This is a genomic window from Devosia sp. LjRoot16 (assembly GCF_964252795.1).
Lineage (GTDB): Bacteria > Pseudomonadota > Alphaproteobacteria > Rhizobiales > Devosiaceae > Devosia_A.
On record NZ_CAXUPH020000007.1, the window covers coordinates 40,968 to 65,276 of the forward strand.

At 65.7% G+C, this 24,309-nt stretch carries 24 protein-coding genes; 11 read left to right on the plus strand and 13 right to left on the minus strand.

Translation table 11 applies throughout. The features are described from left to right. Positions 1-67 precede the first annotated feature (67 nt). Together ACSQ23_RS26755 and ACSQ23_RS26760 are read right to left on the minus strand one after the other, a co-directional pair. Complete coding sequence (locus ACSQ23_RS26755; RefSeq protein ID WP_055877473.1) at positions 68-760, minus strand: flagellar hook assembly protein FlgD; 693 nt, start codon at positions 758-760, stop codon at positions 68-70. Positions 761-826: 66 nt separating this feature from the next. Then, positions 827-2,602 carry a flagellar hook-length control protein FliK gene (locus tag ACSQ23_RS26760; RefSeq protein ID WP_436092484.1) on the minus strand — a complete coding sequence of 592 codons (1,776 nt, stop codon included), beginning with the start codon at positions 2,600-2,602 and terminating at the stop codon, positions 827-829. 374 nt (positions 2,603-2,976) lie between these two features. Between ACSQ23_RS26760 and mnmA the strand changes: the two genes are divergently transcribed. Next, positions 2,977-4,128 carry a tRNA 2-thiouridine(34) synthase MnmA gene (mnmA, locus tag ACSQ23_RS26765; RefSeq protein WP_436092485.1) on the plus strand — a complete coding sequence of 384 codons (1,152 nt, stop codon included), beginning with the start codon at positions 2,977-2,979 and terminating at the stop codon, positions 4,126-4,128. Between the two features lie 102 nt (positions 4,129-4,230). Here the strand turns inward: mnmA and ACSQ23_RS26770 are convergent, their stop codons facing one another. Continuing rightward, complete coding sequence (locus tag ACSQ23_RS26770; RefSeq protein ID WP_055999849.1) at positions 4,231-4,425, minus strand: hypothetical protein; 195 nt, start codon at positions 4,423-4,425, stop codon at positions 4,231-4,233. A gap of 356 nt (positions 4,426-4,781) precedes the next feature. Here ACSQ23_RS26770 and ACSQ23_RS26775 point away from each other — a divergent pair, with 356 nt between their 5' ends. Then, entirely contained in the window at positions 4,782-5,312 is a 531-nt protein-coding gene (locus ACSQ23_RS26775; protein WP_436092486.1) for an RNA polymerase sigma factor, read from the plus strand. Continuing rightward, on the plus strand, positions 5,309-7,534 hold the full coding sequence (locus ACSQ23_RS26780) for a vWA domain-containing protein (protein WP_436092487.1): 2,226 nt from the start codon (positions 5,309-5,311) through the stop codon (positions 7,532-7,534). The genes ACSQ23_RS26775 and ACSQ23_RS26780 overlap by 4 nt, the downstream gene beginning before the upstream one ends. A gap of 95 nt (positions 7,535-7,629) precedes the next feature. Here ACSQ23_RS26780 and ACSQ23_RS26785 read toward each other — a convergent pair whose 3' ends face one another. The 4 genes from ACSQ23_RS26785 to ACSQ23_RS26800 form a co-directional block, all read right to left on the minus strand. Beyond that, the gene (locus ACSQ23_RS26785; RefSeq protein ID WP_436092488.1) at positions 7,630-8,232 is read right to left on the minus strand and encodes a hypothetical protein; all 603 of its coding nucleotides are present in this window, start codon (positions 8,230-8,232) and stop codon (positions 7,630-7,632) included. Then, complete coding sequence (locus tag ACSQ23_RS26790; RefSeq protein WP_436092489.1) at positions 8,232-9,404, minus strand: hypothetical protein; 1,173 nt, start codon at positions 9,402-9,404, stop codon at positions 8,232-8,234. The genes ACSQ23_RS26785 and ACSQ23_RS26790 overlap by 1 nt, the downstream gene beginning before the upstream one ends. A 39-nt stretch (positions 9,405-9,443) precedes the next feature. Beyond that, positions 9,444-9,776: a hypothetical protein gene (locus ACSQ23_RS26795; RefSeq protein WP_436092490.1), complete on the minus strand. Its 333-nt coding sequence runs from the start codon at positions 9,774-9,776 to the stop codon at positions 9,444-9,446. A gap of 124 nt (positions 9,777-9,900) precedes the next feature. Further along, positions 9,901-10,854, minus strand: a complete 954-nt coding sequence (locus tag ACSQ23_RS26800) for a ring-cleaving dioxygenase (RefSeq protein WP_436092491.1) — start codon at positions 10,852-10,854, stop codon at positions 9,901-9,903. 201 nt (positions 10,855-11,055) lie between these two features. Here ACSQ23_RS26800 and ACSQ23_RS26805 point away from each other — a divergent pair, with 201 nt between their 5' ends. Together ACSQ23_RS26805 and ACSQ23_RS26810 are read left to right on the plus strand one after the other, a co-directional pair. Beyond that, on the plus strand, positions 11,056-12,297 hold the full coding sequence (locus ACSQ23_RS26805) for a putative DNA modification/repair radical SAM protein (RefSeq protein ID WP_436092492.1): 1,242 nt from the start codon (positions 11,056-11,058) through the stop codon (positions 12,295-12,297). Then, a complete protein-coding gene (locus ACSQ23_RS26810) occupies positions 12,297-13,736 on the plus strand; it encodes a UdgX family uracil-DNA binding protein (RefSeq protein ID WP_055999873.1) in 1,440 nt (479 codons plus the stop codon). Before ACSQ23_RS26805 ends, ACSQ23_RS26810 begins: the two co-directional genes overlap by 1 nt. Before the next feature lie 119 nt (positions 13,737-13,855). On the opposite strand, the gene efp is transcribed toward ACSQ23_RS26810, so the two are convergent. Further along, positions 13,856-14,428, minus strand: coding sequence for an elongation factor P (gene efp, locus ACSQ23_RS26815; protein ID WP_055999876.1), 573 nt, complete (start codon positions 14,426-14,428; stop codon positions 13,856-13,858). A gap of 192 nt (positions 14,429-14,620) precedes the next feature. On the opposite strand from efp, the gene epmA reads away from it, so the two are divergent. Genes epmA through ACSQ23_RS26830 form a run of 3 tightly spaced genes read left to right on the plus strand, consistent with a single transcriptional unit; the run spans position 14,621 to position 17,522 of the window. Beyond that, positions 14,621-15,640: an EF-P lysine aminoacylase EpmA gene (gene epmA, locus ACSQ23_RS26820; protein WP_436092493.1), complete on the plus strand. Its 1,020-nt coding sequence runs from the start codon at positions 14,621-14,623 to the stop codon at positions 15,638-15,640. Continuing rightward, on the plus strand, positions 15,637-16,704 hold the full coding sequence (locus ACSQ23_RS26825; RefSeq protein ID WP_436092494.1) for a lysine-2,3-aminomutase-like protein: 1,068 nt from the start codon (positions 15,637-15,639) through the stop codon (positions 16,702-16,704). The genes epmA and ACSQ23_RS26825 overlap by 4 nt, the downstream gene beginning before the upstream one ends. Then, a complete protein-coding gene (locus ACSQ23_RS26830) occupies positions 16,701-17,522 on the plus strand; it encodes a carbohydrate-binding family 9-like protein (RefSeq protein WP_436092495.1) in 822 nt (273 codons plus the stop codon). Before ACSQ23_RS26825 ends, ACSQ23_RS26830 begins: the two co-directional genes overlap by 4 nt. A gap of 189 nt (positions 17,523-17,711) precedes the next feature. Here the strand turns inward: ACSQ23_RS26830 and nudC are convergent, their stop codons facing one another. From nudC to ACSQ23_RS26855, 5 genes are all read right to left on the minus strand, one after another. Further along, the gene (gene nudC / locus ACSQ23_RS26835; RefSeq protein WP_436092496.1) at positions 17,712-18,671 is read right to left on the minus strand and encodes an NAD(+) diphosphatase; all 960 of its coding nucleotides are present in this window, start codon (positions 18,669-18,671) and stop codon (positions 17,712-17,714) included. A gap of 155 nt (positions 18,672-18,826) precedes the next feature. Continuing rightward, positions 18,827-19,066 (minus strand): YdeI/OmpD-associated family protein, encoded by a 240-nt coding sequence (locus tag ACSQ23_RS26840; protein ID WP_436092497.1) that lies wholly within the window; start codon positions 19,064-19,066, stop codon positions 18,827-18,829. After that, positions 19,063-19,461 carry a RidA family protein gene (locus ACSQ23_RS26845; protein ID WP_436092498.1) on the minus strand — a complete coding sequence of 133 codons (399 nt, stop codon included), beginning with the start codon at positions 19,459-19,461 and terminating at the stop codon, positions 19,063-19,065. Before ACSQ23_RS26845 ends, ACSQ23_RS26840 begins: the two co-directional genes overlap by 4 nt. A 138-nt stretch (positions 19,462-19,599) precedes the next feature. After that, a complete protein-coding gene (locus ACSQ23_RS26850; RefSeq protein ID WP_436092499.1) occupies positions 19,600-20,337 on the minus strand; it encodes a sugar isomerase domain-containing protein in 738 nt (245 codons plus the stop codon). Position 20,338: 1 nt separating this feature from the next. Beyond that, on the minus strand, positions 20,339-21,073 hold the full coding sequence (locus ACSQ23_RS26855) for a GntR family transcriptional regulator (protein ID WP_436092500.1): 735 nt from the start codon (positions 21,071-21,073) through the stop codon (positions 20,339-20,341). 217 nt (positions 21,074-21,290) lie between these two features. Between ACSQ23_RS26855 and ACSQ23_RS26860 the strand changes: the two genes are divergently transcribed. From ACSQ23_RS26860 to ACSQ23_RS26870, 3 genes are all read left to right on the plus strand, one after another. Next, on the plus strand, positions 21,291-22,577 hold the full coding sequence (locus tag ACSQ23_RS26860; RefSeq protein WP_436092501.1) for an ABC transporter substrate-binding protein: 1,287 nt from the start codon (positions 21,291-21,293) through the stop codon (positions 22,575-22,577). A 76-nt stretch (positions 22,578-22,653) separates the two neighbouring features. Continuing rightward, complete coding sequence (locus tag ACSQ23_RS26865) at positions 22,654-23,484, plus strand: carbohydrate ABC transporter permease (RefSeq protein WP_436092502.1); 831 nt, start codon at positions 22,654-22,656, stop codon at positions 23,482-23,484. Then, positions 23,468-24,307 carry a carbohydrate ABC transporter permease gene (locus ACSQ23_RS26870; protein ID WP_436092503.1) on the plus strand — a complete coding sequence of 280 codons (840 nt, stop codon included), beginning with the start codon at positions 23,468-23,470 and terminating at the stop codon, positions 24,305-24,307. The genes ACSQ23_RS26865 and ACSQ23_RS26870 overlap by 17 nt, the downstream gene beginning before the upstream one ends. Positions 24,308-24,309 lie beyond the last annotated feature (2 nt).

A 24,309-nucleotide genomic window follows, 5' to 3' on the forward strand; every position in this document is an offset into this window, starting at 1 on the left:
GACAGCCGGTGGTTGGGGCAGCTCGGTGCCTAACTCCTGATCCATCTCGTCTTGCAGCCCGATGGCCTTAAACCGCGGTCTCCTCATCCTTCGGCTCGTCGGCCGCCGTCTTGGCACGGACCGAGAGGATGGCGGAGAGGTTGACGCGGGCGCCGCCGACAATGAGCACCGGCTCGGAGCCGGAGAAGTCGATGCCGGTGACTTCGCCGGTCATTTCGGTGGCGACGCCAACCAGTTTGCCGGTGGCGGTGTCGCGGGCTTCGATGCTGACCGAGTAGGTGCCCTCCGGCTTTTTCTGGCCGTCATTGCCGATGCCATCCCACGTGAAGACGCTCTCGCCCTTATCGACCGTGCCGGCCTTGGTGTAGACGACGTTGCCCTTCGCATCCTTCACGGTGGCGACGATGTCGGCTTTGCTGTCGACGGCGAAGTGCCACTTGGCCTCGCCCTTCAGCAGTTCCGTCTTGACGCCCGAGGCAGTGACGATCTTGCCGACATAGCTCACCGCCTGGGAATTGTTGGCGGTCTGCGTCGAGGTCATCATCGCCTCGAGGAATTCGTTGGTCTTCAGCTGCTGCTCGACGCCGGTGAACTGCACCAGCTGCTGGGTGAACTGGTTGGTGTCGAGCGGATCGAGCGGGTTCTGGTTCTTCAGCTGCGTGGTCAACAGTTGCAGGAAGGTATCGAAGTTCTGCGCGATGGTCTGGCGGGTGCCGGTCAGGGCACTGTTATTGTTCGAGCTGACACCGGTTACGGCCATCTGTGGCTCCCTAGAGGGGGCAGACTCTCCTGACCCCAAGACAGAAAAGACTAGAGCGACATCGCTCTAGACGAAGAGATTGAGGCCACTGGCCGAAGCCGTGCCGCGATAGGTGGTGGTGGCGGTTTCCGCGCCAACGTCGTCGCCGCCGGCAAAGCTGTCGCCGCGGCCATTGAAGCTCTGGTGGTCGCCGCGGCCGTCGCCCATGCCGCCCTGCTGGGCGAAGGGGTTCTGGCGCAGCGAGAATTCGAGGTTGGTTTTCGACCCATCGAGCCCGGCCTGCTGCAGCGCCTGCTGCAGGGCGCGCTGATCGCGCTGCATCAGGTCGAGCGTTTCCGGGCGCTCCACGGTGAGCCGGGCATTGACGGCGCCGGACTTGTCCACGTCGAGCTTCACGTCGATGCGACCGAGCTCGGGCGGATCGAGGCGGATCTGGAAGCGGGTGTTGCCGGCCTCGAACTGGCGCACCACCTCGAAGGCCACCTGCGGCAGATTCACCTGCTGCAGCGGCGTCTGGTAGGCGGCGTGCACGGCGCGGGCGACGGGGACCGCGGCGGGCTGGGTGGCCGGTGTATTGGCGGCCGCGGCGTCGACAGGCGTCGATTGCGGCTGCGAGGCCTGCGCCGGGGCGGCCGCCGGCTTGCTGTCGCCCGCTTCCGGCTTTTCGGTTTTCGGGGTGGTCGCGGCGGTGACCGGCCGGGCGATCTCGGGTTCGCTGGCTTCGAGCTTTGGCGTGGGCGCCGGCTCAGGGGCCGCCGCGACGGTGGTCGCGGGTTCGGCCTGCTTGGTTGGCGCGGTGACGGCCTGTGGCAGCTCGAGCGTCGGTGCGGTGAAGGGCTTTGCTGCGACTGGCTTGGCGGCGTCGGGCTTGGGCGTCGCGAGCGCTTCGATGATGCGCTTCAATTCACGCTCGGTGACCGCCTGGTCGAGACCGAGCGCGGCCTTCAGGTCCTCGGGCAGTGTTCCGGATTTCAGCGTGGTGGCGAGGGCGTCGAGCTTCTTTGCCAGATCAGGATCCTGGGCCGCCAGTTTCTCGCTGAGCTTGCCGATATAGAGGCCGAGCTGGCGGAGAGCCGGCGGGGCTTGCTCGAGCGTCGTCGCGCCGCTGGAAGGGGTGGGCTCGGGAGTCGTGGCTTCGGGACCGGCGGTTTCGGGCGCAGCGGCATCCGGGGCGACATCGGCCACCAGCTTGGCAAAGGTTTCGGGCAGTTCGGGAAGGTTTGCGTCAGGCGCCGGCTGGGTTGTGGGCGACGCCGGCTGGGTCGTGCCCGAAGTCGCGGCAGTCTCGGGGACATCAGTCGCGGGAGCCGCTGCCGCCGGAGGCGTCGCGGGGGCAGGGGCAGGGGCAGGGGCGGTGTCCACCACGCTCGGAATGACGCCGTCGCCGCTGGCGAGCGCAGTGATCCTGGGATCGATCTGCGGGGCGGGCGGCGCGAAGGTGCCGAGATAGACGGCGACGGCATCGAGGGCGTCGCTGAGCTTGTTGTGGAGCGCCGGATCGACAGGCTTGCCGGCGTCGAGCGCGTCGTTGATGGCGATCAGGGCGTCGCTGAGTGTCTTCAGCAGCGATTTTCCCTGCTCGGTCTGCATCGGAGGCCGGTCGTTGATGGCGATCAGCGGCGTTACCGTGGCCGTCTCGGGCAGCACGGCCGCCTGGCGCGGGACGGCCGTCTCGGCAAGAGCAGTGGCTGGGGTTTCGCTTTCGGGCGTGGGTTGTGGGACGAGCAGCGCCAGCAGCGCTGCGAACAGGCCATCGGGCGCCGCTTCCTCCGGCGCAGCCGTGTCACCCCCGGTGATCAAACCGGGAGTTGCCGCCGCCGCAAATCCAACCGTAACCGTCACAAACGCCTCGCGGGAAACAATGCTCCACTAAGGGTGATGCAAGGCGCGTGCCGGATGGTGAAGCAAGCAATCTCAATGGGTTGGCCCTGGTCGCCCGGAAGCAACAGCGGCAGTTTGCGCCGGTGGCGGCAGAATTTGCCGGGTAATCGCCCGGCCGGTGCGGGCTGACCCCCACCCCTGTCCCCTCCCCCTGAAGGAGGGGGAGGGAGACGATCGCCTCGATGTCGGTGTGAGGGTCTCCCTCCCCCTGTTTGAGGGGGAGGGGATAGGGGTGGGGGTCAACGCGCACCGGATCCGAGGCACGTGACACCGCCCGTGAGAACGACTATACCGCGCCCGATCCGTCGGACCTTGAACCCTTCTGGATGAGAGATATGGACCTGAATTCGCTTGATCTGCCCAAGCGTCCCGAGGACACGCGCGTCGTGGTCGCGATGTCGGGGGGCGTCGATAGTTCCGTGGTCGCCGGGCTCCTGGCCCGCCAGGGCTACGATGTGGTGGGGGTGACCCTGCAGCTTTACGACCATGGCGAAGCGACGCACCGCAAGGGCGCCTGCTGCGCCGGCCAGGATATCCACGATGCGCGGCGCGTGGCGCAGGCGCTCAATATCCCGCACTACGTGCTCGACTATGAAGAGCGCTTCAAGAACTCGGTGATGGAGCCGTTCGCCAATGCCTATCGGCAGGGCGAGACGCCGGTGCCGTGCATCGCCTGCAACCAGAGCGTCAAGTTCGTCGACCTGATGGAAGTGGCCAGGGACCTCGGCGCCGACGTGCTGGCGACCGGGCACTACGTGCAATCGAAGCTCGTTGACGGCAAGCGCCGGCTGTTCCGGCCGGTCGATGACTCGCGCGACCAGAGCTATTTCCTGTTCGCCACTACCGAACAGCAGCTGGATTTCCTGCGCTTCCCGCTCGGCGGCATGACCAAGCCGGCGGTGCGCGAGCTGGCGCGTGAGTTCGGGCTGGAGATCGCCGAAAAGCACGACAGCCAGGACATCTGCTTCGTGCCGCAGGGCAAGTATGCCGACGTGATCCGCAAGATGCACCCCGAAGCGCTGGCCGAGGGGGAGATCGTCCATCTCGACGGGCGCGTGCTGGGCAAGCACGAGGGGATCGTCAATTACACCATCGGCCAGCGCAAGGGTCTCGGCGTCGCGGCAGGCGAGCCGCTCTACGTGGTCAAGCTCGAGCACCGTACCGGCCGGGTCATCGTCGGCCCGCGTGAAGCGCTGATGACCAAGACGGTGCGGCTGCGCGACGTGAACTGGCTCGGCGAGCGCCAACTCGCCTCGCTGGCGGCCGGCAATGGCATGCCGATCGAAGTGAAGGTGCGCTCGACCCGGCCGCCACAGTCAGGCGCCGTGCACATGGCCGATGGCGAGGTGTTCGTCACGCTGTTTGCCGGCGAATACGGCATCTCGCCCGGGCAGGCCTGCGTGTTCTATGCCGATGAGAGCGGGACCAGCGAAGTACTGGGCGGCGGTTTCATCGCCGAAGCGGTGCCGACGGCGCTGGTAGCCTAGACCTCGCGCTGCCGTCATTCCCGCGAAGGCGGGAGCCTAGTTGCACTGATGGTGCGTGGGGCGCTGGGTCCCCGCCTTCGCGGGGATGACGCCGGTCGATTGTCAGGGCGACGGCGTGGTGCTGGTGGTTTCGCTAGCCGGCTGCGTCGCCGACTCCTTGAGCATCTGGTAGTTGCCGAGCCCGCCGAGCATGGCCGAGATGATGTAGGTCAAGAGCAGCGCCCCGAGCAGCAGCAACAGGATGCGGCTGCGGTTGAGGCGGAACGGGCTATCGGGCTTTTTCGGATCTTCGGACATGAGAATGGGTTAGCCCTCCGATGCCCTCGTCGCAAGTGCAGCAGGTGCGGCGTGTGGCTGCGGGTGGTAGCGCGTGTGGCCACCCCACCCTAGCTTCGCTACGGCTTCGCCAAGCTGCGCTACCCTCCCCACAAGGGGGAAGGAGGCGATAGCTGCACCGTCTCGGTTCAAGCTTCTCCCTCCCCCTTGTGGGGAGGGATTAAGGGTGGGGGTGGCCACACGCTCCGAACTTCGCAAGAAAAATCTTCACCACTACCCCAAGGATCAGTCGTCGTTCATCGTCTCAGTCCTAGAACACCGGCTGAAAGCTCACATAGGTGCTACGGTCCTTGACGCCTGAATTCAGCAATAGTGGGGTGCTCGACGCCCCAACGGCCGATGAAACGCTGATCGCGCGGGCGGTCGGTGGCGATCGGCGTGCGTTTGGCGAGCTGGTCGAACGGCACTACGATTTCATCTTCCGCACGGCGTGCAAATGGTGCGGCAAGGTGTCGGATGCCGAGGATGTGGCGCAGGATGTGTGCATCAAGCTCGCCTCGATCCTCAAGAGTTTCGACGGGCGCTCCGCATTCACCAGCTGGCTCTATCGCGTTACCCTCAATGCGGTGCGCGACATGCAGCGGGCGCGCAGCCGGCGCGGGCACAATGCCGACCGCTATGCCGAGGTGACGCCGGATGAATACCTGCCCGAGCAGGAAGACGCAGCGACCAGTAAGGAGCTGTGGACCGCAGTACGCAGACTTCCCGAACAGCAACGGGATGCAGTGCTGCTGATTTACGCGGAGGGGATGAGCCACGCCGAAGCCGGCGTGATCATGGGGTGCAAGGAGGCAACCGTCTCCTGGCACATCCACGAAGCCAAAAAGACCCTGAGGGGGCTCCTATGAGCAACCACGACGACGACAAGCTCAACGCGCTGCAGCAGGCGCAACCCCCGGCCCCTTCCGAGGCGGCGCGCCGCCGCGCGCTCGATGCCGCCATGTTGGCTTTCGATGCCGAACAGGCGAACGCGAAAAAAGCTACCCAAGGAAATCCGATCACCCAGCGTCTCAGGTCCATCTTCGCCAATGCGAAAGGGACCTGGATCATGGATAACCGTCTCACTTACGGCCTCGGCACCGCAGCTGTCGCACTGCTGCTGCTGCCGCTCGGCTACCAGCTTTACAACAGCACCGCGATCACCCCGATCGGCGTGCCGCCAGTTGCGGTCAGCAGCAAAGATGCAGACCAGCCGATGGCGATGGTCGAACCAGAGCCGGTGGCGCAGCCCGAACCGGCGCCGATGGAACTCGGCCGCGCCGACGAACTGAAGACCGAAGCGGCCGGCACTACCGCAGCCGCGACCACGGCGCAGGAAGCTCCGGCTACGGTCGGGGCAGATGCCAGCACCTCGAACCTCGCGGCCGCTGCGCCGGACGGCGAGGCCGACGTGATGCGTCAGGATAGCCTGATGCTGGGTGACGAAGTCGCCCCGCAGAACAGCATGGCGGTGGATGCGGTCCCACCGGTGATGCCGGTGGCGCCGACGGTCGAGATGCGGATGGCAGCGCCCAAGCAGATGGCCGCCCCTGGCGTGGCTCAAACGGAAGCTTTTATGGCTGCGCCGGCGCCTGCCGATGCGACGATGGCAAAGCCGACTGAGCCGAGCGGCGACGAGTTCTCGAAGTTCACCGAATCGCCGCTCAAGCTGGTGAAGACCGATCCGGTCTCGACCTTCTCGATCGACGTCGATACGGCTTCCTATGCCTATGTGCGGCGCTCGCTGACCGAGGGCTGGGTGCCGGAGCCCGATGCGGTCAGGCTCGAAGAGCTGATCAACTACTTCAACTACAATTACCCGGCGCCATCAGACGCTTCGACGCCGTTCAAGCCGACGGTCTCGGTCTATCCGACGCCGTGGAACGGCAAGACGCAGATCGTCCAGATCGGTATCAAGGGTTATGTCCCCGCGGTGACCGAGGACAAGGCGTCGAACCTGGTGTTCCTGATCGACACTTCGGGGTCGATGGATGAGCCGGACAAGCTGCCGCTGCTGAAGCGGGCGTTTGCGCTGCTGGTCGATCAGCTCGGGGCCAACGACACCATCTCGATCGTTGCCTATGCCGGTTCGGCCGGCGTGGTACTGGAGCCGACCAAGGCGACCGACAAGGCCAAGATCATCGGCGCCTTGGAGAACCTCTCGGCCGGTGGCTCGACTGCCGGCGCCGAAGGCATCGAACTCGCCTATCGGCTGGCCGAGCAGAACAAGGTTGCCGATGGCGTCAACCGGGTGATCCTCGCCACCGACGGCGATTTCAATGTCGGGATCGACGATCCGGAAGACCTGAAGACCTACATCAAATCCAAGCGCGACGGCGGGGTGTTCCTGTCGGTGCTCGGCTTTGGCCAGGGGAACCTGGGCGACGATACGATGCAGGCGCTGGCGCAGAACGGCAACGGCAATGCCAGCTACATCGACAGCTTCAAGGAAGCCCAGAAGGTGCTGGTCGAGGATGCCGGCGGCACGCTCGAAACCATCGCCAAGGACGTGAAGATCCAGGTCGAGTTCAACCCGGCGGTGGTCAGCGAGTACCGGCTGATCGGCTACGAGACCCGGGCGCTGAACCGCGAGGACTTCAACAACGACAAGGTCGATGCCGGCGAGATCGGGGCGGGCACCACCGTCACCGCGCTCTACGAGATCACCCCGGTCGGCTCGGGCGCCGAACTGAACGACCCCCTGCGCTACAGCACCGACGCCACGGCCGAAACGGCCGGCAATGGCGAGATCGGTTTCCTCAAGATGCGCTACAAGCTGCCCGACGAGGAGACCAGCAAGCTGATCGAGCAGGCGATCGGCAAGGACCAGGCGGTTTCGAGCCTCGCCGAAGCCTCCGAGGACTCGCGCTTCGCCGCGGCGGTCGCCGCGTTCGGGCAGAAGCTGAGGGGTTCGAACTATGGCGAGATGAGCTGGGCCGATATCCGGTCGCTGGCCCAGGGCGCCCGCGGCACGGACGAAAACGGCTACCGCGCCGAGTTCATGCAGCTGATCGACATGGCGAAATCGCTGGCGCCGGAGACGGAAGAGCCGCTTTGCACGGCGCCGGAAGGCAACCGCAACTGCCGCTGAGGCGGTAAGCGATAGCGCCGCTGCCCCCCACGGCGCTTATGAGCGCGGCCCCGCTGCTGTCGGAGCCGCGCTCGACTGTTGGCGCTCTCGGAGCGTCAATCGACCGCCCCCATCAATGCGACGTCGAGGACGAACAGGGCGTAATATCGGGTGCCCGAGCCAGCAGCGGTGAGCGGCCGCGCATCGGGGTAGTTCAAGGTGATGTCGAGCCAGCCGGTGGTTCCGACGATGTCCGAGGGAACGCTAATGCGGTGAATGGCCGGGCTTTTCTCAACCAGCTCGAACGTTTCAAGCGGCGTGCCATTGGCCGTGACCTCGATGCGTTGCCTCGGAGTTTCGGCATCGAGATAGGGTTGGACGCTGAGTTGGAGCACGAGATCGGCGGGCGGCGGCGCGATGGCGAATCGCAGCATCGAGCGGTTGCCATCCGACCAGGAGCCGCGCGCCTCGGGGTCGCGCCAGCCACACCGGGCAAGGTCAACCCGCTTCCCCTCGGATGCTGCGCCAAACGACACCCGGTCACCCAGACGGTAGGCGCCGCTGACCGGCAACGGGTAGCAGTCGGTACTGCGATCGAGGTAGTAGGCACGATATTCGGGCGTGACCGAGGGGAAGAGCGCTGCAGCGAAGATCGCCGCCTCGATTAGCAGTAGCGCCCCGGAAAGTCCGTACATCCAATGGTTGCGCTTGCTCGGCATCACATCACGAACAGGGAGCTGTTGATCCAGCCGATGGTGAGCACGACATCGAGGACTATGGCGACGAGGAAGCCGAGAACCCAAGCGGGAGTCCAGCGTGCGAGCAGCGCCGACAATGCCCAGCCGAGCGGGGCGAGGCCGGCAACGAAGCGCACCAGCGAGGTCTGGCCGGCCGACAGCGACACCAGGATGCAGAGCGCACAAAAGATGGCCGCCGGCACGCGGCGCTGGAACAGCAACACGACACAGAGGACCAGACCGATGACGGCGGCGGCCGCCCAGCTCGCAACGACCATGCCGGCCGGCGTCATCGGCCATTGCAGTTCGGTCAGCACGGCGAGGGAACTCAGTGGATTGACGAGTTCCCTTCCCCAAGCCCGCTGGATGTGGACGAAGGCCAGTCCGTCGCCGACCTGGAACTGCAGCCAGGCGATATAGGCGAACAGCCCTGCCGGGGCGAGTGCGAGGCCGAGGAGCAGCGGGGGATTGCCGATCAGGGCGAGCGGCAGGTCACGCCAGCGACCGCCCTGGGTAAGGTGATCCTCGACCGCCTTGGCCAGCATGGCGAACACCATCAGCACACCGGTGACCCGTGTGGCCGACAGCAGGGCCGTGGCCAATCCCGCAACCACAAAGCGCGAATTGCTGAGGGCGCGCAATGCCAGCGTCGTCATCAGAATGAACAGCGCTTCGGTATGGAGGCTCGAGAACAGGAAGGAGAAAGGGCCGACGAGGAGGCCGGTAGCGAACAGCCAATAGGCCCGGCCACTGTTGAACAGGGGCCGTGCCGCCAAAGCGGCGAGGATTGCCGCGGTGTTCGAAACGATGAAGCCGGCCCATTCGGCCGACAGCCCGGTAAGGCGACCGAGCAGAGCCGCAAGGGTTGGCGAGAGCGGGAAGAAGGCCCAGTTGGCGGCGCCGGGGCGGAGTCGAACCCCTGGCGCCAGGTCGTAGCCCCCCTCGGCAATGGTTCTGTACCAGCCGCAGTCCCAAACGCAGAGCGCGTGGACATAGCCGCTGACGTCCGTCCCACCCTTGATGGCGGCAAAGACGGCGCCTCTCAACGCAATCCCGGCAAGCGCCAGTAGCACGAGCATCGCAAGGTGCCGGTACGGTACCGCCCCGCCATAGTGCGGCGGCGCCGCCGCGATCGGTTGCTCGATGGTCGTCACACGGACCTAGTTGATATCGCCGCCCTGGCCGTTCCCGTCCTAATTCACGGTGCCGGTGAATGTTGTCGTTGTGGTGGTGGTGGTCGTCGTCGTGACGATCACGATGCCGCCACTACCGCTACCACTGCCCGATCCCAGCCACTCGTTCGTGAAGTTCCGTGCCGGCGAGCAGTTGGCCTGGTGCAACTCGGGGTCGGTGATCATCCAGCCGAAACACTCGACGAAATGGTCGATCTGCGCGACGACGTCGGGCGTGAAAAACGCCTGGCTGGTGACGGTACTGCCCAAGAACAAAAGCCCGGCAACGGGAATTGCCGCGAGCGCGAGGGGCCGGCGAGACTTCGGCTTGGCAGATTTTCTGGGGTCCTGCATAGAAGCTCCGTGACACTGTGCCATGACGAAGCAGTGTACAAGACCGCACACTGCTTCCCGGTCAGCGCTACAGGTAGCGAAAGGCTCGGGTGTCGGCAATCCTCCGCGAGCGCTCAGACAACTATTATGATAGCGGCTTCAACCCAGCTTCGATCTCCGCCCGACGTCCCTCGAGGAACGGCGGGAGCGCAAGGCGCTGGCCGAGGGTTTCGAGCGGTTCGTCGGCGGTGAAGCCGGGGCCGTCGGTGGCGATCTCGAACAGGATACCGTTGGGCTCACGGAAGTAGAGCGACTTGAAGTAGAAACGCTCGACTTCGCCGCTGGAGCGGACGCCGAACTCAGCCGTGCGCTTCACCCACTCGTCGAACTCTTCCTTGTTGGGGGTACGGAAGGCCACATGGTGCACGCCGCCGGCGCCCTGGCGCGCCTGCGGCAGGTCGGGGTTCACCTCGACATGCAGTTCGGCCGCGGCGCCGCCTTCCCCCATCTCGAAGACGTGGATTTCGCCGTTCTTCTCGCGGGCCGGGTAGGAGCGGACTTCGCGCAGGTTCATCACCTTGCTCAGCACCGGCTCGGAGCGGCGGAGATCGGGGACGGCGAGGGTGATCGGACCAAGGCCGATGATCTGGTGCTCACTCGGGATCGGGCTTTCGGCCCAGGGGTGGGCCGGGGCGGATTTGGGGTCGGCGATCAGCCGGAAGCGCTGGCCCTCGAAGTCCTCGAAGTCGAGCGAGAGGTGCCCGGCACGCTCCTTGATGTTGCCCGAGGCGATGTCCTTTTCCTTGAGGTGTTCCTTCCACCAGCTGAGATCGGCTTCCGAATGGACGCGCAGCCCGGTGCGGGAGACTTCGTGGTTGCCGCGCTTGTTCGGGGCGGCCGGCCAATCGAAGAAGGTCAGGTCGGCGCCGGGCGAGGCGATCGCGTCGCCGTAGAACAGGTGATAAGCGCTGACATCGTCCTGGTTGACGGTCTTCTTGATCAGCCGCAGTCCGAGCGTGCGGGTGTAGAATTCGACGTTACGCTGCGCCGCCGCGGTAATGGCGGTGAGGTGGTGAATGCCTTTGAGTTCGAGGGTCATGTGGACCTCCTGATGAAAGCTCGTGACAACCAGATAGGCGGTCTCGGACCAGCGAGATAGCCGCCCGACGCCGACGCATTGTCCAGCAATCCTGAACGATGCCGCGTGAGGTGTTTCCGCGATCACTTCCGAACATGTCTTTTTGAGTTGCTCCACTGCAGGCCTCGGAGGCAAGCTCCGTTGCGAACATAAAGTGAACAGATGACCCAGCTGACCCTGCAGCGAAAGCTGTCGATCCTCTCGGATGCGGCGAAATACGACGCGTCCTGCGCCTCCAGCGGGACGGTGAAACGCTCGAGCCTTGCGACCGGTGGCATCGGCTCGACCGAGGGCAGTGGCATCTGCCACTCCTATGCGCCGGACGGGCGCTGCATCTCGCTGCTGAAAGTGCTGCTGACCAATTTCTGCGTCTATGACTGCGTCTATTGCGTCAACCGCTCGTCCTCCAACGTGCAGCGGGCCCGCTTCTCGGTCGAGGAAGTGGTCGGGCTGACGCTCGATTTCTACAAGCGCAATTACATCGAGGGGTTGTTCCTCTCGTCCGGCATCATCCGCTCACCCGACTACACCATGGAGGAGATGGTGCGGGTGGCGCGCACGCTGCGCGAGACGCATCGGTTCGGCGGCTACATCCATTTGAAGGTGATCCCCAATGCCGCGCCGGAGCTGCTGGCGGAGGCCGGTCTTCACGCCGATCGGCTCTCGACCAATATCGAGCTGCCGACCGATGTCAGCCTCGAGACGCTGGCGCCGGAGAAGAAGCCGAGCGCCATCCGCACGGCGATGGCGCATATCCAAGCAAAGCGCGAGGAAAGTCGGCCGGACGGCAAGCTCGAAGGCAAGCGCAAGCCCACGAGGCTCGCGCCGGCCGGACAATCGACCCAGCTGATCGTCGGTGCCGACCAGGCGACGGATGCCACCATACTCGGGCGCAGCGCGGCGCTCTATTCGGGCTATGGGCTGAAGCGGGTCTACTACTCGGCGTTTTCGCCGATCCCCGATGCGAGCTCGAAACTGCCGCTGGCGCCGCCGCCGCTGATGCGCGAGCACCGGCTGTACCAGGCGGATTGGCTGATCCGGTTCTATGGCTTCGACGTCGACGAGATCGTTTCGGGCGGCGAAGACGGGCTGCTCGATCTGAAGCTCGACCCAAAACTCGCCTGGGCGCTGGGTAACCGCGGGCAGTTTCCGGTCGATGTGAACCGGGCGGCGCGGGAGACCCTGCTGCGGGTGCCGGGGCTCGGCGTAAGGGTGGTCGACCGCATCCTCAGCTCGCGGCGGCATCACCGGTTGACGCTGGCCGACCTGGCGCGGATGGCCGGATCGATCGACAAGCTGCGGCCGTTCGTCGAAGCGGACGATTGGTCGCCGGGCGGGCTGACCGATGACGCCAAACTCAGGGGGAAGCTGACCCCGGCCCCAAAGCAGCTGGAGTTGTTCTGATGCGCTCGGTGCGGCTCGAAGCGCTCAACGATTTCGACCAGTGGCGGGCGGCAGCGCGACGGCTGTTGCTCGACGCGGTGCCACCGGACGAGGTGGTGTGGCTCGATCCCTCGACGCCGCAGGATCTGTTCGTCACCGAGAACGCGCCGGCAGAGGTGACCGAGCGCAAGGTCGGGGTGGTGCCGCAGCGCTTCATCGACTGGGCCGAGGCGGGGATCTGCCACAGCGATCCCGAACGTTTCGCGCTGCTCTATCGGCTGCTGTGGCGGCTGCAGAAGGACAAGGCGTTGATGGAGGCGCGCTCGGACCCCGATGTTGGCCGGCTCGACCGGCGGGTGTCTGCAGTGCGGCGCGATGCGCACAAGCTCAAGGCCTTCGTGCGGTTCAAGTCCATCGCCGACGATTCCGGGCTCGAGCGGTTCGTCGCCTGGTTCGAGCCGGAACATTACGTGCTGGAGCGGGTGGCGCCGTTCTTTGTCAGGCGCTTCACCGGCATGATGTGGGCGATCGTCACGCCCTACCGTTCGGTATTCTGGGATGGCGAGAGCCTCGAGTTCGGGTCGGGTGGGCACAAGGCCGATGTGCCTGCCGAGGATGCCATGGAGGGGGTGTGGAAGAGTTACTTCGCCTCGATCTTCAACCCGGCGCGGCTCAAGGTGCGGATGATGAAGTCGGAAATGCCGGTGAAATACTGGCGCAACCTGCCGGAGGCCGAACTCATTCCTTCCCTGATACGCGGCGCCAAGGCAGCGGAGGCGGAAATGATCGAGCGGCAGGCCAGCATCCCATCATCGAAACACCTGCGGCGGACCGAGCGGCAGGTCGAGGACGAGGTGCCCGAGGTCGAGATCACCTCGCTCGGCGCGGCCCGCCAAGCGATCGACCAGTGCCGGCGCTGCCCGCTCTACGAGATGGCGACGCAGCCGGTGTTCGGCGAGGGGCCTGATAATGCCGAGGTGATGTTCGTCGGCGAGCAGCCGGGCGATCAGGAGGACCTTGCGGGCAAACCCTTCGTCGGGCCGGCCGGCAAGGTGTTCGATGCGGCGATGACGGAGGCCGGCATCGACCGGGAGCGGGCTTACGTCACCAATGCGGTCAAGCACTTCAAGTTTGTGCCGCGCGGCAAGAAGCGGCTGCACCAGCGGCCCAATATGGGGGAGGTGAAGGCCTGCAAATTCTGGCTCGATCTGGAGCGGGAATTCGTCAAGCCGAAGCTGATCGTGGCGCTGGGCGCGACGGCGGTCGCCAGTCTTGCCGGCAGCAGTACGACGCTGGGCTCGGTGCGCGGCCGGGTCACCGAGTTGGCCGACGGAACGCGGATGCTCGCGACAGTGCACCCGTCCTACCTGCTGCGGATGCCGGATCGGGCGGAGGCAGAGCGGGAGCGCGAGCGGTTCGTCGCCGACCTCAGGGAGGTGCGCAAAGCAATGGGGCACTGAGTGCCCCATTGCTTTGTATCAGTGCATAGTCAGCATCCCAGCCCTGCAAGCGTAGCTCTTCGGGCCTGACCTCCTAAAATCGTTCCACTGGAGTGATTTTGCCGCTTTGCGGCCGAAGGTCAGTCCTTGGCGCGCTCGACGTAGCTGCCGTCGGCGGTCATGACGACCACCTTGGTGCCGACGCCGATATGGGGCGGGACCATGGTCTTGACGCCGTTGTTGAGGGTCGCCGGCTTGAACGAGGAGGAGGCGGTCTGGCCCTTCACCACCGGCTCGGTCTCGACGATCTCGAGGCTGACGCGCTGCGGCAGTTCGATCGACAGCGCCACGCCGTCGAAGGTGCGGATGTAAACTTCCATGCCGTCGGTGAGGTAGGCGGCCTGATCGCCGACCACGTCTTCCGAGACGGCGATCTGCTCGTAGGTGGTGGGCTCCATGAAGTGGAAGCCCTCGGCATCGTTATAGAGGAACTGGTAGGCGCGCTCGTCGACGTCGGCCTTCTCGACCATTTCGACGGTGCGCCAGCTGGCGGCAACCTTCACGCCGTCCGAGATGCGGCGCATGTCGACCTTGGTCACCGAGTTGCCCTTGCCGGGATGGATGTTCTCGGCGACCAGCACGATGTAGAGCTTGCCGTCGTCGTGCTCGACGACGTTGCCCTTGCGCAGCGACGAGGCGATGACCTTGACCATTAGTTCTTCCTTGTTCAACGGTTGGCGAGGGCCTAGAGAGCGGCAGCAAAAGGCCGGGCCGAACGCGCTAATCTGATGTATCGGTGCCGCCGATACCCTAATTCCGCGAAAACCGCCAGTCCCGAGCCGAAAGACGTAGCCTTGCCCGCCTCCTCACCAGTCCCGCCAGTTTCCCCATGGTGGACGGCCTCGGTGCACGCCGACCGGCGTCCGGCGCTCTTGGCGCGCAACCGCATCGAGCTGGCGGTGCGCAAGTATCTCGCCGATCGGGATTTTCTGATGGTTGACCCGCCGGGGCTGCAGCGCAGCCCGGGCAACGAGACGCATCTGCATGCCTTTGCCACCACGGCGATCGGCAATGACGGGGTGGGGGAGACGCTCTATCTCCACACCTCGCCGGAATTCTCGATGAAAAAGCTCCTAGCGGCGGGAGAGCGGCGCATCGCCAGCCTCGGACACGTGTGGCGGAATCGCGAGCGGAGCGCTTTGCACCACCCCGAGTTCACCATGCTCGAGTGGTATCGGGCGGGGGAGCCGTATGACGCGGTGATCGCTGATTGTATCAACCTGCTGCGGATTGCGGCCGAGACGACGGGCGTGACGGCGCTGAAGTTCCGCGACCGCGCGTGCGACCCGTTCGCGGAGCCCGAGCGACTGGGCGTGGTCGAGGCGTTTGAGCGCTATGCCGGGGTTGACCTGTTCGCGACCATGAATGCGGCGGGCGAGACGGATGCAGCGGCGCTGGCGGCCGAGATGCGGCGCATCGGGCTCGATGTGCCGAGGGAATATACCTGGTCGTACCTGTTCAGCCGCGTGCTGGTGGAAAAGGTCGAGCCGAACCTGGGATTGGGGCGGGTGACAGTGCTCGACCGTTACCCGGCGGCGGAAGCGGCACTGGCGCGGCGGACCGGAGACGATCGGCGGCTGGCGGAGCGGTTCGAGCTCTATGCCTGCGGCGTGGAGCTGGCCAACGGCTTTGGTGAGCTCACCGATGCAGCAGAGCAGCGCCGTCGATTTGCCGCCGAGATGGAAGAAAAGCAACGGCTCTATGGCGAAACCTATCCGCTGGATGAAGACTTGCTGGCGGCGCTGCCGCTGATGGACGAAACCAGCGGCGTGGCGCTCGGCTTCGATCGGCTGGTGATGCTGGCGGTCGCGGCGCGGCGGATCGAGGATGTCCTGTGGGTGCCGGTGGTCGGAGGCGACAGATGAAACAGGATCGCGCGATCCGGACGGCGAAGGACCTGGTCTCGGCCGGCCTGCTCGGAGCAGACCGCCTCGGCGACGCCGAAGCGGTGGCGAAGCGCTATGCCATTGCGGTGACGCCTGACATGGCGGGGCTGATCGACCGGGCGGACCCGAACGATCCAATTGCCCGGCAGTTCGTGCCAGACATCGCTGAGCTCAGCACCACGCCGGAGGAACGGGCCGACCCGATCGGCGACCTGTCGCACTCGCCGGTCGAGGGGATTGTGCATCGCTATCCCGACCGGGTGCTGCTCAAGGCTGTGCATGTCTGTCCGGTCTATTGCCGGTTCTGCTTCCGCCGCGAAATGGTCGGGCCGGAAGGGCTCGGGACGCTGGCGCCCGAGGCGATGGATGCCGCCATCGGCTACATCACCAACCATCCCGAGATCTGGGAGGTGATCCTCACCGGCGGCGATCCGCTGGTGTTGTCGGCGCGGCGGCTCGAGGAGATGATGGTCCGGCTCAAGGACATCCCACACGTCAAGATCGTGCGCTTCCATAGCCGGGTGCCGGTGGTGGAACCGCAGCGGGTCGACGACAAGCTGATCGCGGCGCTCAAGGCCAGCGGCAAGACCACCTATGTGGCGCTGCATGCCAACCACCCGCGCGAACTGACCCCGGCGGCGCGGGCGGCGGCCGGGCGGCTGGTCGATGCGGGCGTGGTGATGCTCAGCCAGTCGGTGCTGCTGCGCGGCATCAACGACGACCCTGACGTGCTGGCCGAGCTGATGCGTGGCTTCGTCGAGATGCGGGTCAAACCCTATTACCTGCACCATCCGGATCTGGCGCCGGGCACGGCGCATTTCCGACTGTCGATCGCCGAGGGGCAGGCGTTGGTCAAAAGCCTGCGCGGCCGGGTGTCAGGGCTCTGCCAGCCGACCTATGTGCTCGATATCCCCGGTGGCTACGGCAAGGCGCCGATCGCGGCGAGCAATGTCGAGGCGACGGGCGAAGACACTTACAAGGTGTCGGACTGGCAGGGCGGGGTGCATGCCTATCCGCCGACGGGGAGCTACGAGACGCCATGACATCACCGTTCCCGTGGCCCGAGAAGCGCATCCAGCACTACACCGCCTATCGCGTGCCCGAGCCACCCTTGATCGACGGTCGGCTCGATGCAGCAGCCTGGGCGCTGGCGCCGCGCTCACCCAGGTTTGTCGACCTGATCAGCGGCAAGCCGACGGTGCACGATACGCGCGCCGCGGTGCTGTGGGACGACACGCATCTCTATGTCGGGTTCTGGGTAGAAGAGCCGTTCGTCGAGGCGAAACTCACCGAGCGCGACGCGCTGATCTGGAGCGAGAACGACGTCGAGCTGTTCGTCGCCGGCGCCGATGCCTATTACGAGCTCGAACTCAACGCGCTGGGGACGATCTACGAGGCCTTCTTCGTCTGGGACGATGCCTATGAGCGGGCTGGCTTCAGCAAGGCGGCAGAGTTTTCACGCAGCGCACCGGGCGCCAAACCGTGGAACGGAGTGGGGTTCGACAAGCATCCCAGGGGAACGCGGCTCGGGCTGTTCAGCTGGGACATGCCGGGGCTGAGGGCCGCGGCGTCGATCGACGGGACGCTCAACGACAATGCCGACCGGGATCGCGGCTGGACGGCGGAGATTGCCATTCCCTGGGCCAGCCTGGGCTGGCTCGCCACCGACGGCCGCGCTTTGCCGCCGCGTGACGGCGATACCTGGCGGATGGATTTCTCGCGCTTCAACACCTACCGCGCCGCCAAGCCCGCCGAGGATTCGGGCGGCTGGGCCTGGAGCGCGCACGGGGTGTGGGATTCGCACGTGCCCGAGCTGTTCCCGTATGTGCATTTTTCGACGAAGGCGGTGGGAAGCGAATAGCACCGGCCGTCCCACAACGCCCCCTCTCCCCTTTGGGGAGAGGGCTGGGGTGAGGGGCGCCAAGCGCGCCGGGATTGCTTCTCGCGCTGCAGCGGCGACTGCTCGGCCGGTGTGCTTGGCTACCCCTCACCCTAACCCTCTCCCCAAAGGGGCGAGGGGACGCGAGACCGCTCGCGTGCCAGCCTGCCCTCAATTCCCCCAATAATCCGGGTCGAGCAGCTTCCCGTGGGCCCAGGCTTCGATCAGGGCGCCGGCGATGGCGCCGGGGCGGGGGCGGTTGATTTCGGGGTGGGTGCCGGCGAGGATTTCGAGCACGTCGCGGCGAGTGACCCAGCGGGCGTCGGAGAGTTCGACCGGGTCGATGGTGATCGCCTCGCTCAGCGCGTCGCCCTGGCAGCCGAACATCAGCGACATCGGGAACGGCCAGGGTTGCGAGGAGACATAGCGGACCGGGCCGACCTTGATGGCGCTTTCTTCCAGCGTTTCGCGCCGTACCGCCGCTTCGATGGTTTCGCCCGGCTCGACAAAGCCGGCGAGCAGCGAATACATGCGCTCGGGCCAGCTCGGGCTGCGGCCGAGCAGCAAGAGATCGCCGCGGGTGATGGCCATGATCACCACCGGGTCGGTGCGCGGGAAATGCTGCGTGCCGCATTGCGGGCATTTGCGGACCCAGCCGCTGCTCTCGACGGCGCTCGGCGCTCCGCAATTGGCGCAGAAGCGGTGGCTCGAATGCCAGCTGATCAACGCGCGCCCGGTGGCGACGCTCTCGCCTTCGAGCCGAGTAAGGGTCGGCATCAGCCCGCGGATTTCCACGAACTTCATCTCGGGGAAGCCGGGGTGGACCTGCTGCGTCTGGTCGATGAACTGGCCGATGGTGGTGGCGTCCTCGGGCGGCGACCAGAGCGGCAGGTCGGCGGCAAAGCGCGGGCCCTCGGGCGTCAGCCCAACGAAGAGCGGCGCCTCCCGGCTGTCCGAAAGGGCAGGGTGATCGAGCGGCACCGCAGCGGGGCGGCCTTCGGCATCGGCGAGCAGCTTGCCGCGCCAGAACACCAGCGTCCTGGCGCTCGGATCGATGCGGGTCCCGTCGGTGGTGCGCAGGTGCGCGACGCGATCGAGCTCGCCCGGCTTGAATGCAAACGCGTAGTCCACTGCTGCCCCTCCAGTTGGTCCGGGAGGGTGTAGGGGGATGCGGCGCGGGCTGCAAGCGGGAGGGACGGTTGTGACATTTGTTCTCTGTCACAGCCCGCGGGCTCCCCTCCCCTCAAGGGGGAGGGGAGCTCACCGTCTGTGCCGGCCCGACCCGCTCAGCCGTTCCACTTCATCCCCATATAGACCCCGCCGACCTCCAGTTCTTCGAGCATCTGGGCGAGATGCTTGTACTTGGTGGACTCGCGCTTCACCTTGTTGATCCAGAGCAGGTAATCGTTGCGCTGGTAGGGTGGGCGGGCGTCGTAGGCGGCGCGGAGGTCAGAGCGGTCCAGCGCGTCGCGGACGAAGTCCGGCATCTCCTCGCGCTTGCGCAATGGCCGCAGCGCCGGGCTCATGCGAGCACCGCCTGGGCCTCGATCTCGATCAGGTAATCGGGGTTGGCGAGGCCGGCGACGCGCAGCACCGTGACGGTGGGCGGGTTGCCGCGGGCGCCCCAGAAGTTCATCCACGCGCCGAAGGCAGCGCGGAGATCGGCGTGCTGGTCGATGACGACGGTGACTTTCACGAGATCCTCGAGTGTGGCTCCGGCGGCGTCGAGCACCGCCTTGAGGTTGCCGAGCGCCTGCGTCGACTGGGCGACGACATCGCCCTTGCCGACCAGGTGGCCGTGCCGGTCGACGGCATTTTGGCCGCCGATCAGCAGGGTGCGCGCGCCTGACGGCACCAGGATAGCCTGGGTGAACACCGGATTGGAATGCAGCGTCTCGGGGTTGAGGTGCTGGACGGGCATGGGACGTCTCCTTGGTTGACGCCCAACCTTGCCGCCGGGCTGCTGACAGCTGAGGTCAGCAGATTTCGCGGTATTCTATTACCGCGCCACGCCCCGGCTAGAACGGTCGAGGCTGTAGAGTCGCCTGCCCGGACGACCCTACAGCCCCCTGATCCGCGATTGCCACCGGCGGATCATTTCCTCTGCAGCGGCTTCGGCGCCCTGCATGTTTGCACTCTGATAAACGTCAACATCGACACCGTTATGCGACAGCTGGTCGACGGCTTCTGCCAGCACGGCGTTGAGGATGAACACCCCTGCGATGGTCGAGGTCGGTCCCATGCGGATGTCGTTACCGACACTGAGAGCGGCATCGCCGTATTCGCCGCCATTGTCGAGGACGAGATCGGTCACCTGATAGAGGAGTCTGCCCGAGTCGTGGCGCGAGGTGATGGCGCGCGCGTGGCGCAGCGAGGTGAGCGCGATGGTGGTGGCGCCGCGGGCCTTGCAGGCGAGCGCCATTTCGATCGGATAGGCGTTGCGCCCGGAATTGGATGCGATGAACACCACGTCGCCGGCCTCGACCGGATAGTCGGCGAGGACCCGTTCGGCCCGGCCGGTTTCGCGCTCGAGCAGGGTGGAGCGCTCGGCGCCGAGGTGCAGCATCAGGTCGGGATCGAGAATGGCCTGCGCCGCGGCAATGCCGCCGGCGCGGTAAAAGGCTTCCTCGGCGATGAGATGCGAGTGGCCGGAGCCGGCGACATAGACCAGGTGGTCGGTGCCGAGCGCCGTGGCGACGGCGTCACGGGCCGCGTCGAGGGCAGCGGACTGCTCGCCGAGGATGCGGTCGAAGATGATGGCGAGCTGGTCGCGATAGCGCTGGCGCGGGGTGGTCATTCTAGCCTCTGATCTCGCCGACATACTTGTACCGATCGCCGCGATACCAGGTCATTGCATCCTCGACGACGGTGCCGGACAGGCCGTAGCCGAGCTGTGAAACTTCGAGCACCGCGGCGCCGGGCCGGATGCCCAGGTGCGCGGCGAGCGCCTCGTCGGCTTCGGTGGCCGAGAGGCTCTGCAGCACGCGGTGTGGCCGGGCGTGGCGTGCGTCCATGCGTTCGTAGAGCGAACCGGAGCCATCGTAATCGGCGCCCACCGCTTCGACCGGCACCACGGCGCGCTCAAGCGCGATGGCCTCGCCGCCGGCAAGGCGCAGGCGGACCAGCGTGAGAATGGGGGAGCCGAGTGGCAAGCCGGTGCGAAAGGCAGCATCGGCGCCGACCCGGCCGATCGAACATTCGAGCACGCGCGAGGTCGGCTCGAGCCCGCGCTGGCGCATGTCTTCGGTGAAGCCCGAGAGCTGCGACAGCGCCTTGGGAATGCGGCCGATCACTACGGTGCCGGCCCCCGGCCGGGTGGCGATGATGCCCTGCTGGGCCAGTTCCTTCAGCCCCTGGCGCAGGGTCGAGCGGGAGACGGCGAGCGCCTCGGCCATTTCGCGTTCGGAGGGCAGCGACTCGCCCGGGGCGATGGCGCCAGAATCGAGCACGGCGGTCAGCGCGTTGCGCAGGCGCTCGCCCAAGGGGCCATGCCGGGCCTCCATCCGTTCGCGTACCGCCGCGTAAAAGTCCAAGCGTCCTCCGACCAGTGAGCCGTGGTTGTTCTCGCGCAACTGGTATGATTTTGGACTGGCGTTTGCAAGCGGCTTGCGCGGAAACTTGCAAGCGCCTTAGCGCGGAACTTCGCCGGAAGTTTGAGCGCTGGACAAACTGGTTTAAACCAATAACATACCAGTTGGCAGGGGAGATAGCTGCCAAGAGATTTGGGGCGAAAACAGGGTGTTACCGATGATGGCCAAAAGATTGGCGCTGACGACCAAAAGGTTGGCGCTGACTACAGCGACCGCATTGCTGCTGCTGAGCACGGCCGCGATGGCGCAGACCGAAGTGCGCTTCACGCACTCCATCACCGGCGGGGCGAGCCGCGAGGCGCTCGATTCGATCATTGCCGATTTCCAGGCGGCCAATCCCGACATCAAGATCAAGGAGATCGTCTTCGACGACGATCAGTATTCCAACCAGGGGCTGATCACCCAGCTGAAGAGCAACGAGGTTCCGGACATCTTCTTCGAGTGGGCGGGCTTCCCGGTGCAGCGCGATGTTGCCGCCGGCTATGCCTATGACCTCAGCGAAGCGATGGCCGCCGATGGCTGGAAGGATAGCTTCTCGCCGGCCGTGTGGACCGACGGCGCCGGCACCATGGTCGACGGCAAGCCGTACCTGGTGCCGCTGTCGCTCGATCTGACCAACACCATCTGGTACAACAAGAAGATATTCGCCGAGCACAACCTGACGCCGCCCAAGAGCTGGGACGAGTTCGTGGCGCTCAACAAGACGCTGGCCGAGGCGGGCGAGACGCCGATCGTCGAGGGCAATAACGAGTTCTGGCCGCTGGGCAACTGGGCCGGCCACATCGCCGCCATGGTGGTGCCGCCGGACGCTTATATCGCCGCCTTCAAGCAGGAAGCGCCGTTCAACACCCCCGAGTTCGAGAAGGCGCTGAACCTCCTGGTCGGCCTCCACGATGTCGGGGCCTTCAACAAGGACATGCAGGCGCTCGGCGCCGACCCGGCGATGGCGACGTTCTTCCAGGAAGGCGCAGTGATGCACCCGATCGGCTCGTGGTTGGTGTCGGAGACCGCCAACCTCGCCGACGAGGGCTTCGAATACGGCCAGTTCAACACCCCGGTGATCGACCCGGCCCATCCGCTGGCCAACAGCGTGATCGGCACCATCACCGGTCTCGTCGTCCACAAGAACGCACCGCACCCGGTCGAAGCGATCAAGTTCCTCAAGTTCCTGACCTCTGAGGCCAGCCAGATCAAGTGGGCCGAGAGCGGCCAGATGAGCCCGGTGCAGGGGGTCAGCGACAAGGCCAAGCTCGACGAGCAGACCCAGGCGATGCTGGCGCTGATGAGCGGTGCCTCGGGCATCGTGCCGCCACCGGACAACAAGTATCCGGTGCCGGTCGCCGAGGCCTTCTACCAGGCTGCCGCCTTTGCCGCCTCGGGGGAAAAGAGCGCCAAGGACGCGCTGGTCTGGCTCGACGAGACGCTCGCCGCCATGGGCAAGCAGTAACCGGCGCCATATTTTGCAAGACCGCTCGGCCCCTATCAGCACCGGCGCCGCGAACCTGTTGTTCGCGGCGCCTGCGATGCTGTTATTCGCGACCTTCGTGCTGCTGCCATTGGGCGCGTCGGTCTATTATGCCTTCACCTTCTGGGATGGGTTCAGCGCGCCGCGCTGGGCCGGGTTCGCCAATTTCGCCCGGGCGCTGACCGACCCGACATTCCTGATGTCGTTCGTGCATGTCGTCCTCTACATCGCCGCGACCCTCGTCTTCGAGGTGACGTTCGGGCTGGTGATGGCGGTGCTGCTCAACTCCGATCGGCGCGGCTTCTCGCTGATGCGCGGCATGTTCTTTGCGCCGGTGGTGCTGTCGATGTCGGCGGCGGGCGTCCTGTGGAAGTTCGTGCTCGACTACCGCACCGGGCTGCTCAACTCGACGCTGCGCTCGGTGGGGCTCGGCGACTGGGCGCAGCCATGGCTCGCGCAGCCGGAGACGGCGCTGCTCTTCATCTGCATCGTCTCGGGCTGGAAATATGCCGGCTTCTACATGGTGATCTTTTTTGCGGCGCTCCGGCGCATTCCGCGCAACCTCTACGAGGCGGCAAGGCTCGACGGCGCCAATGGGGTGCAGCAGTTCACCGCCATCACCCTGCCGATGCTGAAGCAGAACGTCATCGTCTGCATCCTCCTCGCGGTGACCGGCGGCTTTGCCGGGTTCGACCTGTTCTTCACCATGACCAACGGGCAGCCGTTCGGAGCGACGGAAGTGCCGGCGACCTGGATCATCAAGCAGGCCTTCGACCAGAACCAGATCGGCTATGGCGTGGCGCTCACCGTGGTGCTGACGCTGGTCGTCTCGCTGATCTCGATTGGGTATCTCAAGATTTCGGAGCGCGGCAATGTCACGCGCTACTGAACGGCGTCGCAGCACGGCCGAATGGCTGCAGTTCGGGGTGGCCGGCGCGATCGTCCTCGTCATGTTCTATCCGGCGATCTGGATGGTCTACTCGTCGTTCAAATCCAACCGCGAGATCTTCCGCTCGCCTTTCGCGCTGCCGGCGCAGTGGCGCTGGGAGAACCTCATCGAGGCCTGGCAGGTCGGCGGGCTCGGGACGCTCTACCTCAACTCGGTGTTCGTGACGCTGGTCGCGGTGAGCATGTGCGTGCTGTTCGCCACGGCGGCCGCCTTCGCTTTCACCCGGCTGGAGTTTCCGGGCCGCAAGCTGATGTACCGGATCCTGTTGATCGGGTTGCTGCTGCCACCGCCTTCGGTCGCCATTGCGCTGTTTACGCAGCTGCGCGACATGCATCTGCTCAATACCCCCTGGGCGCTGATCCTGCCGGGGGCCGCCTGGCAACTGGCCTTCACGGTGTTCCTGATGCGGGCCTATTTCATCTCGATCCGGCCCGACATGGAAGAAGCGGCGCGGCTCGATGGCGCCAATACCTGGGAAATCTTCTGGCATGTGTCGGTGCCGATGGTGTGGCCGGCGATGCTGACCATGGTGGTGCTCAACACCATCAGCGTGTGGAATGAGCTGCTCTTCGCGCTGCTGTTCATCACCGACGATGCGCAGCGCACCCTGCCGGTCGGACTGGTGCGGTTCTCGGGCTATCACAGCACCGACTACTCACTGGTCTTTGCAGCCCTGACCATCACCACCGTGCCGATCCTGATCCTCTACTTCATCCTGCAACGGCATGTGATCGCCGGGCTCACCGCAACAGCGATGGACTGAAC

Coding starts and splice junctions, on each gene's coding strand:
- ACSQ23_RS26755 (WP_055877473.1), bottom strand. CDS start 760: ATGGCCGTAACCGGTGTCAGCTCGAACAATAACAGTGCCCTGACCGGC.
- mnmA (WP_436092485.1), top strand. CDS start 2,977: ATGGACCTGAATTCGCTTGATCTGCCCAAGCGTCCCGAGGACACGCGC.
- ACSQ23_RS26770 (WP_055999849.1), bottom strand. CDS start 4,425: ATGTCCGAAGATCCGAAAAAGCCCGATAGCCCGTTCCGCCTCAACCGC.
- ACSQ23_RS26780 (WP_436092487.1), top strand. CDS start 5,309: ATGAGCAACCACGACGACGACAAGCTCAACGCGCTGCAGCAGGCGCAA.
- ACSQ23_RS26785 (WP_436092488.1), bottom strand. CDS start 8,232: ATGCCGAGCAAGCGCAACCATTGGATGTACGGACTTTCCGGGGCGCTA.
- ACSQ23_RS26795 (WP_436092490.1), bottom strand. CDS start 9,776: ATGCAGGACCCCAGAAAATCTGCCAAGCCGAAGTCTCGCCGGCCCCTC.
- ACSQ23_RS26800 (WP_436092491.1), bottom strand. CDS start 10,854: ATGACCCTCGAACTCAAAGGCATTCACCACCTCACCGCCATTACCGCG.
- ACSQ23_RS26805 (WP_436092492.1), top strand. CDS start 11,056: ATGACCCAGCTGACCCTGCAGCGAAAGCTGTCGATCCTCTCGGATGCG.
- ACSQ23_RS26810 (WP_055999873.1), top strand. CDS start 12,297: ATGCGCTCGGTGCGGCTCGAAGCGCTCAACGATTTCGACCAGTGGCGG.
- efp (WP_055999876.1), bottom strand. CDS start 14,428: ATGGTCAAGGTCATCGCCTCGTCGCTGCGCAAGGGCAACGTCGTCGAG.
- ACSQ23_RS26825 (WP_436092494.1), top strand. CDS start 15,637: ATGAAACAGGATCGCGCGATCCGGACGGCGAAGGACCTGGTCTCGGCC.
- ACSQ23_RS26830 (WP_436092495.1), top strand. CDS start 16,701: ATGACATCACCGTTCCCGTGGCCCGAGAAGCGCATCCAGCACTACACC.
- ACSQ23_RS26840 (WP_436092497.1), bottom strand. CDS start 19,066: ATGAGCCCGGCGCTGCGGCCATTGCGCAAGCGCGAGGAGATGCCGGAC.
- ACSQ23_RS26845 (WP_436092498.1), bottom strand. CDS start 19,461: ATGCCCGTCCAGCACCTCAACCCCGAGACGCTGCATTCCAATCCGGTG.
- ACSQ23_RS26850 (WP_436092499.1), bottom strand. CDS start 20,337: ATGACCACCCCGCGCCAGCGCTATCGCGACCAGCTCGCCATCATCTTC.
- ACSQ23_RS26860 (WP_436092501.1), top strand. CDS start 21,291: ATGGCCAAAAGATTGGCGCTGACGACCAAAAGGTTGGCGCTGACTACA.
- ACSQ23_RS26865 (WP_436092502.1), top strand. CDS start 22,654: ATGCTGTTATTCGCGACCTTCGTGCTGCTGCCATTGGGCGCGTCGGTC.
- ACSQ23_RS26870 (WP_436092503.1), top strand. CDS start 23,468: ATGTCACGCGCTACTGAACGGCGTCGCAGCACGGCCGAATGGCTGCAG.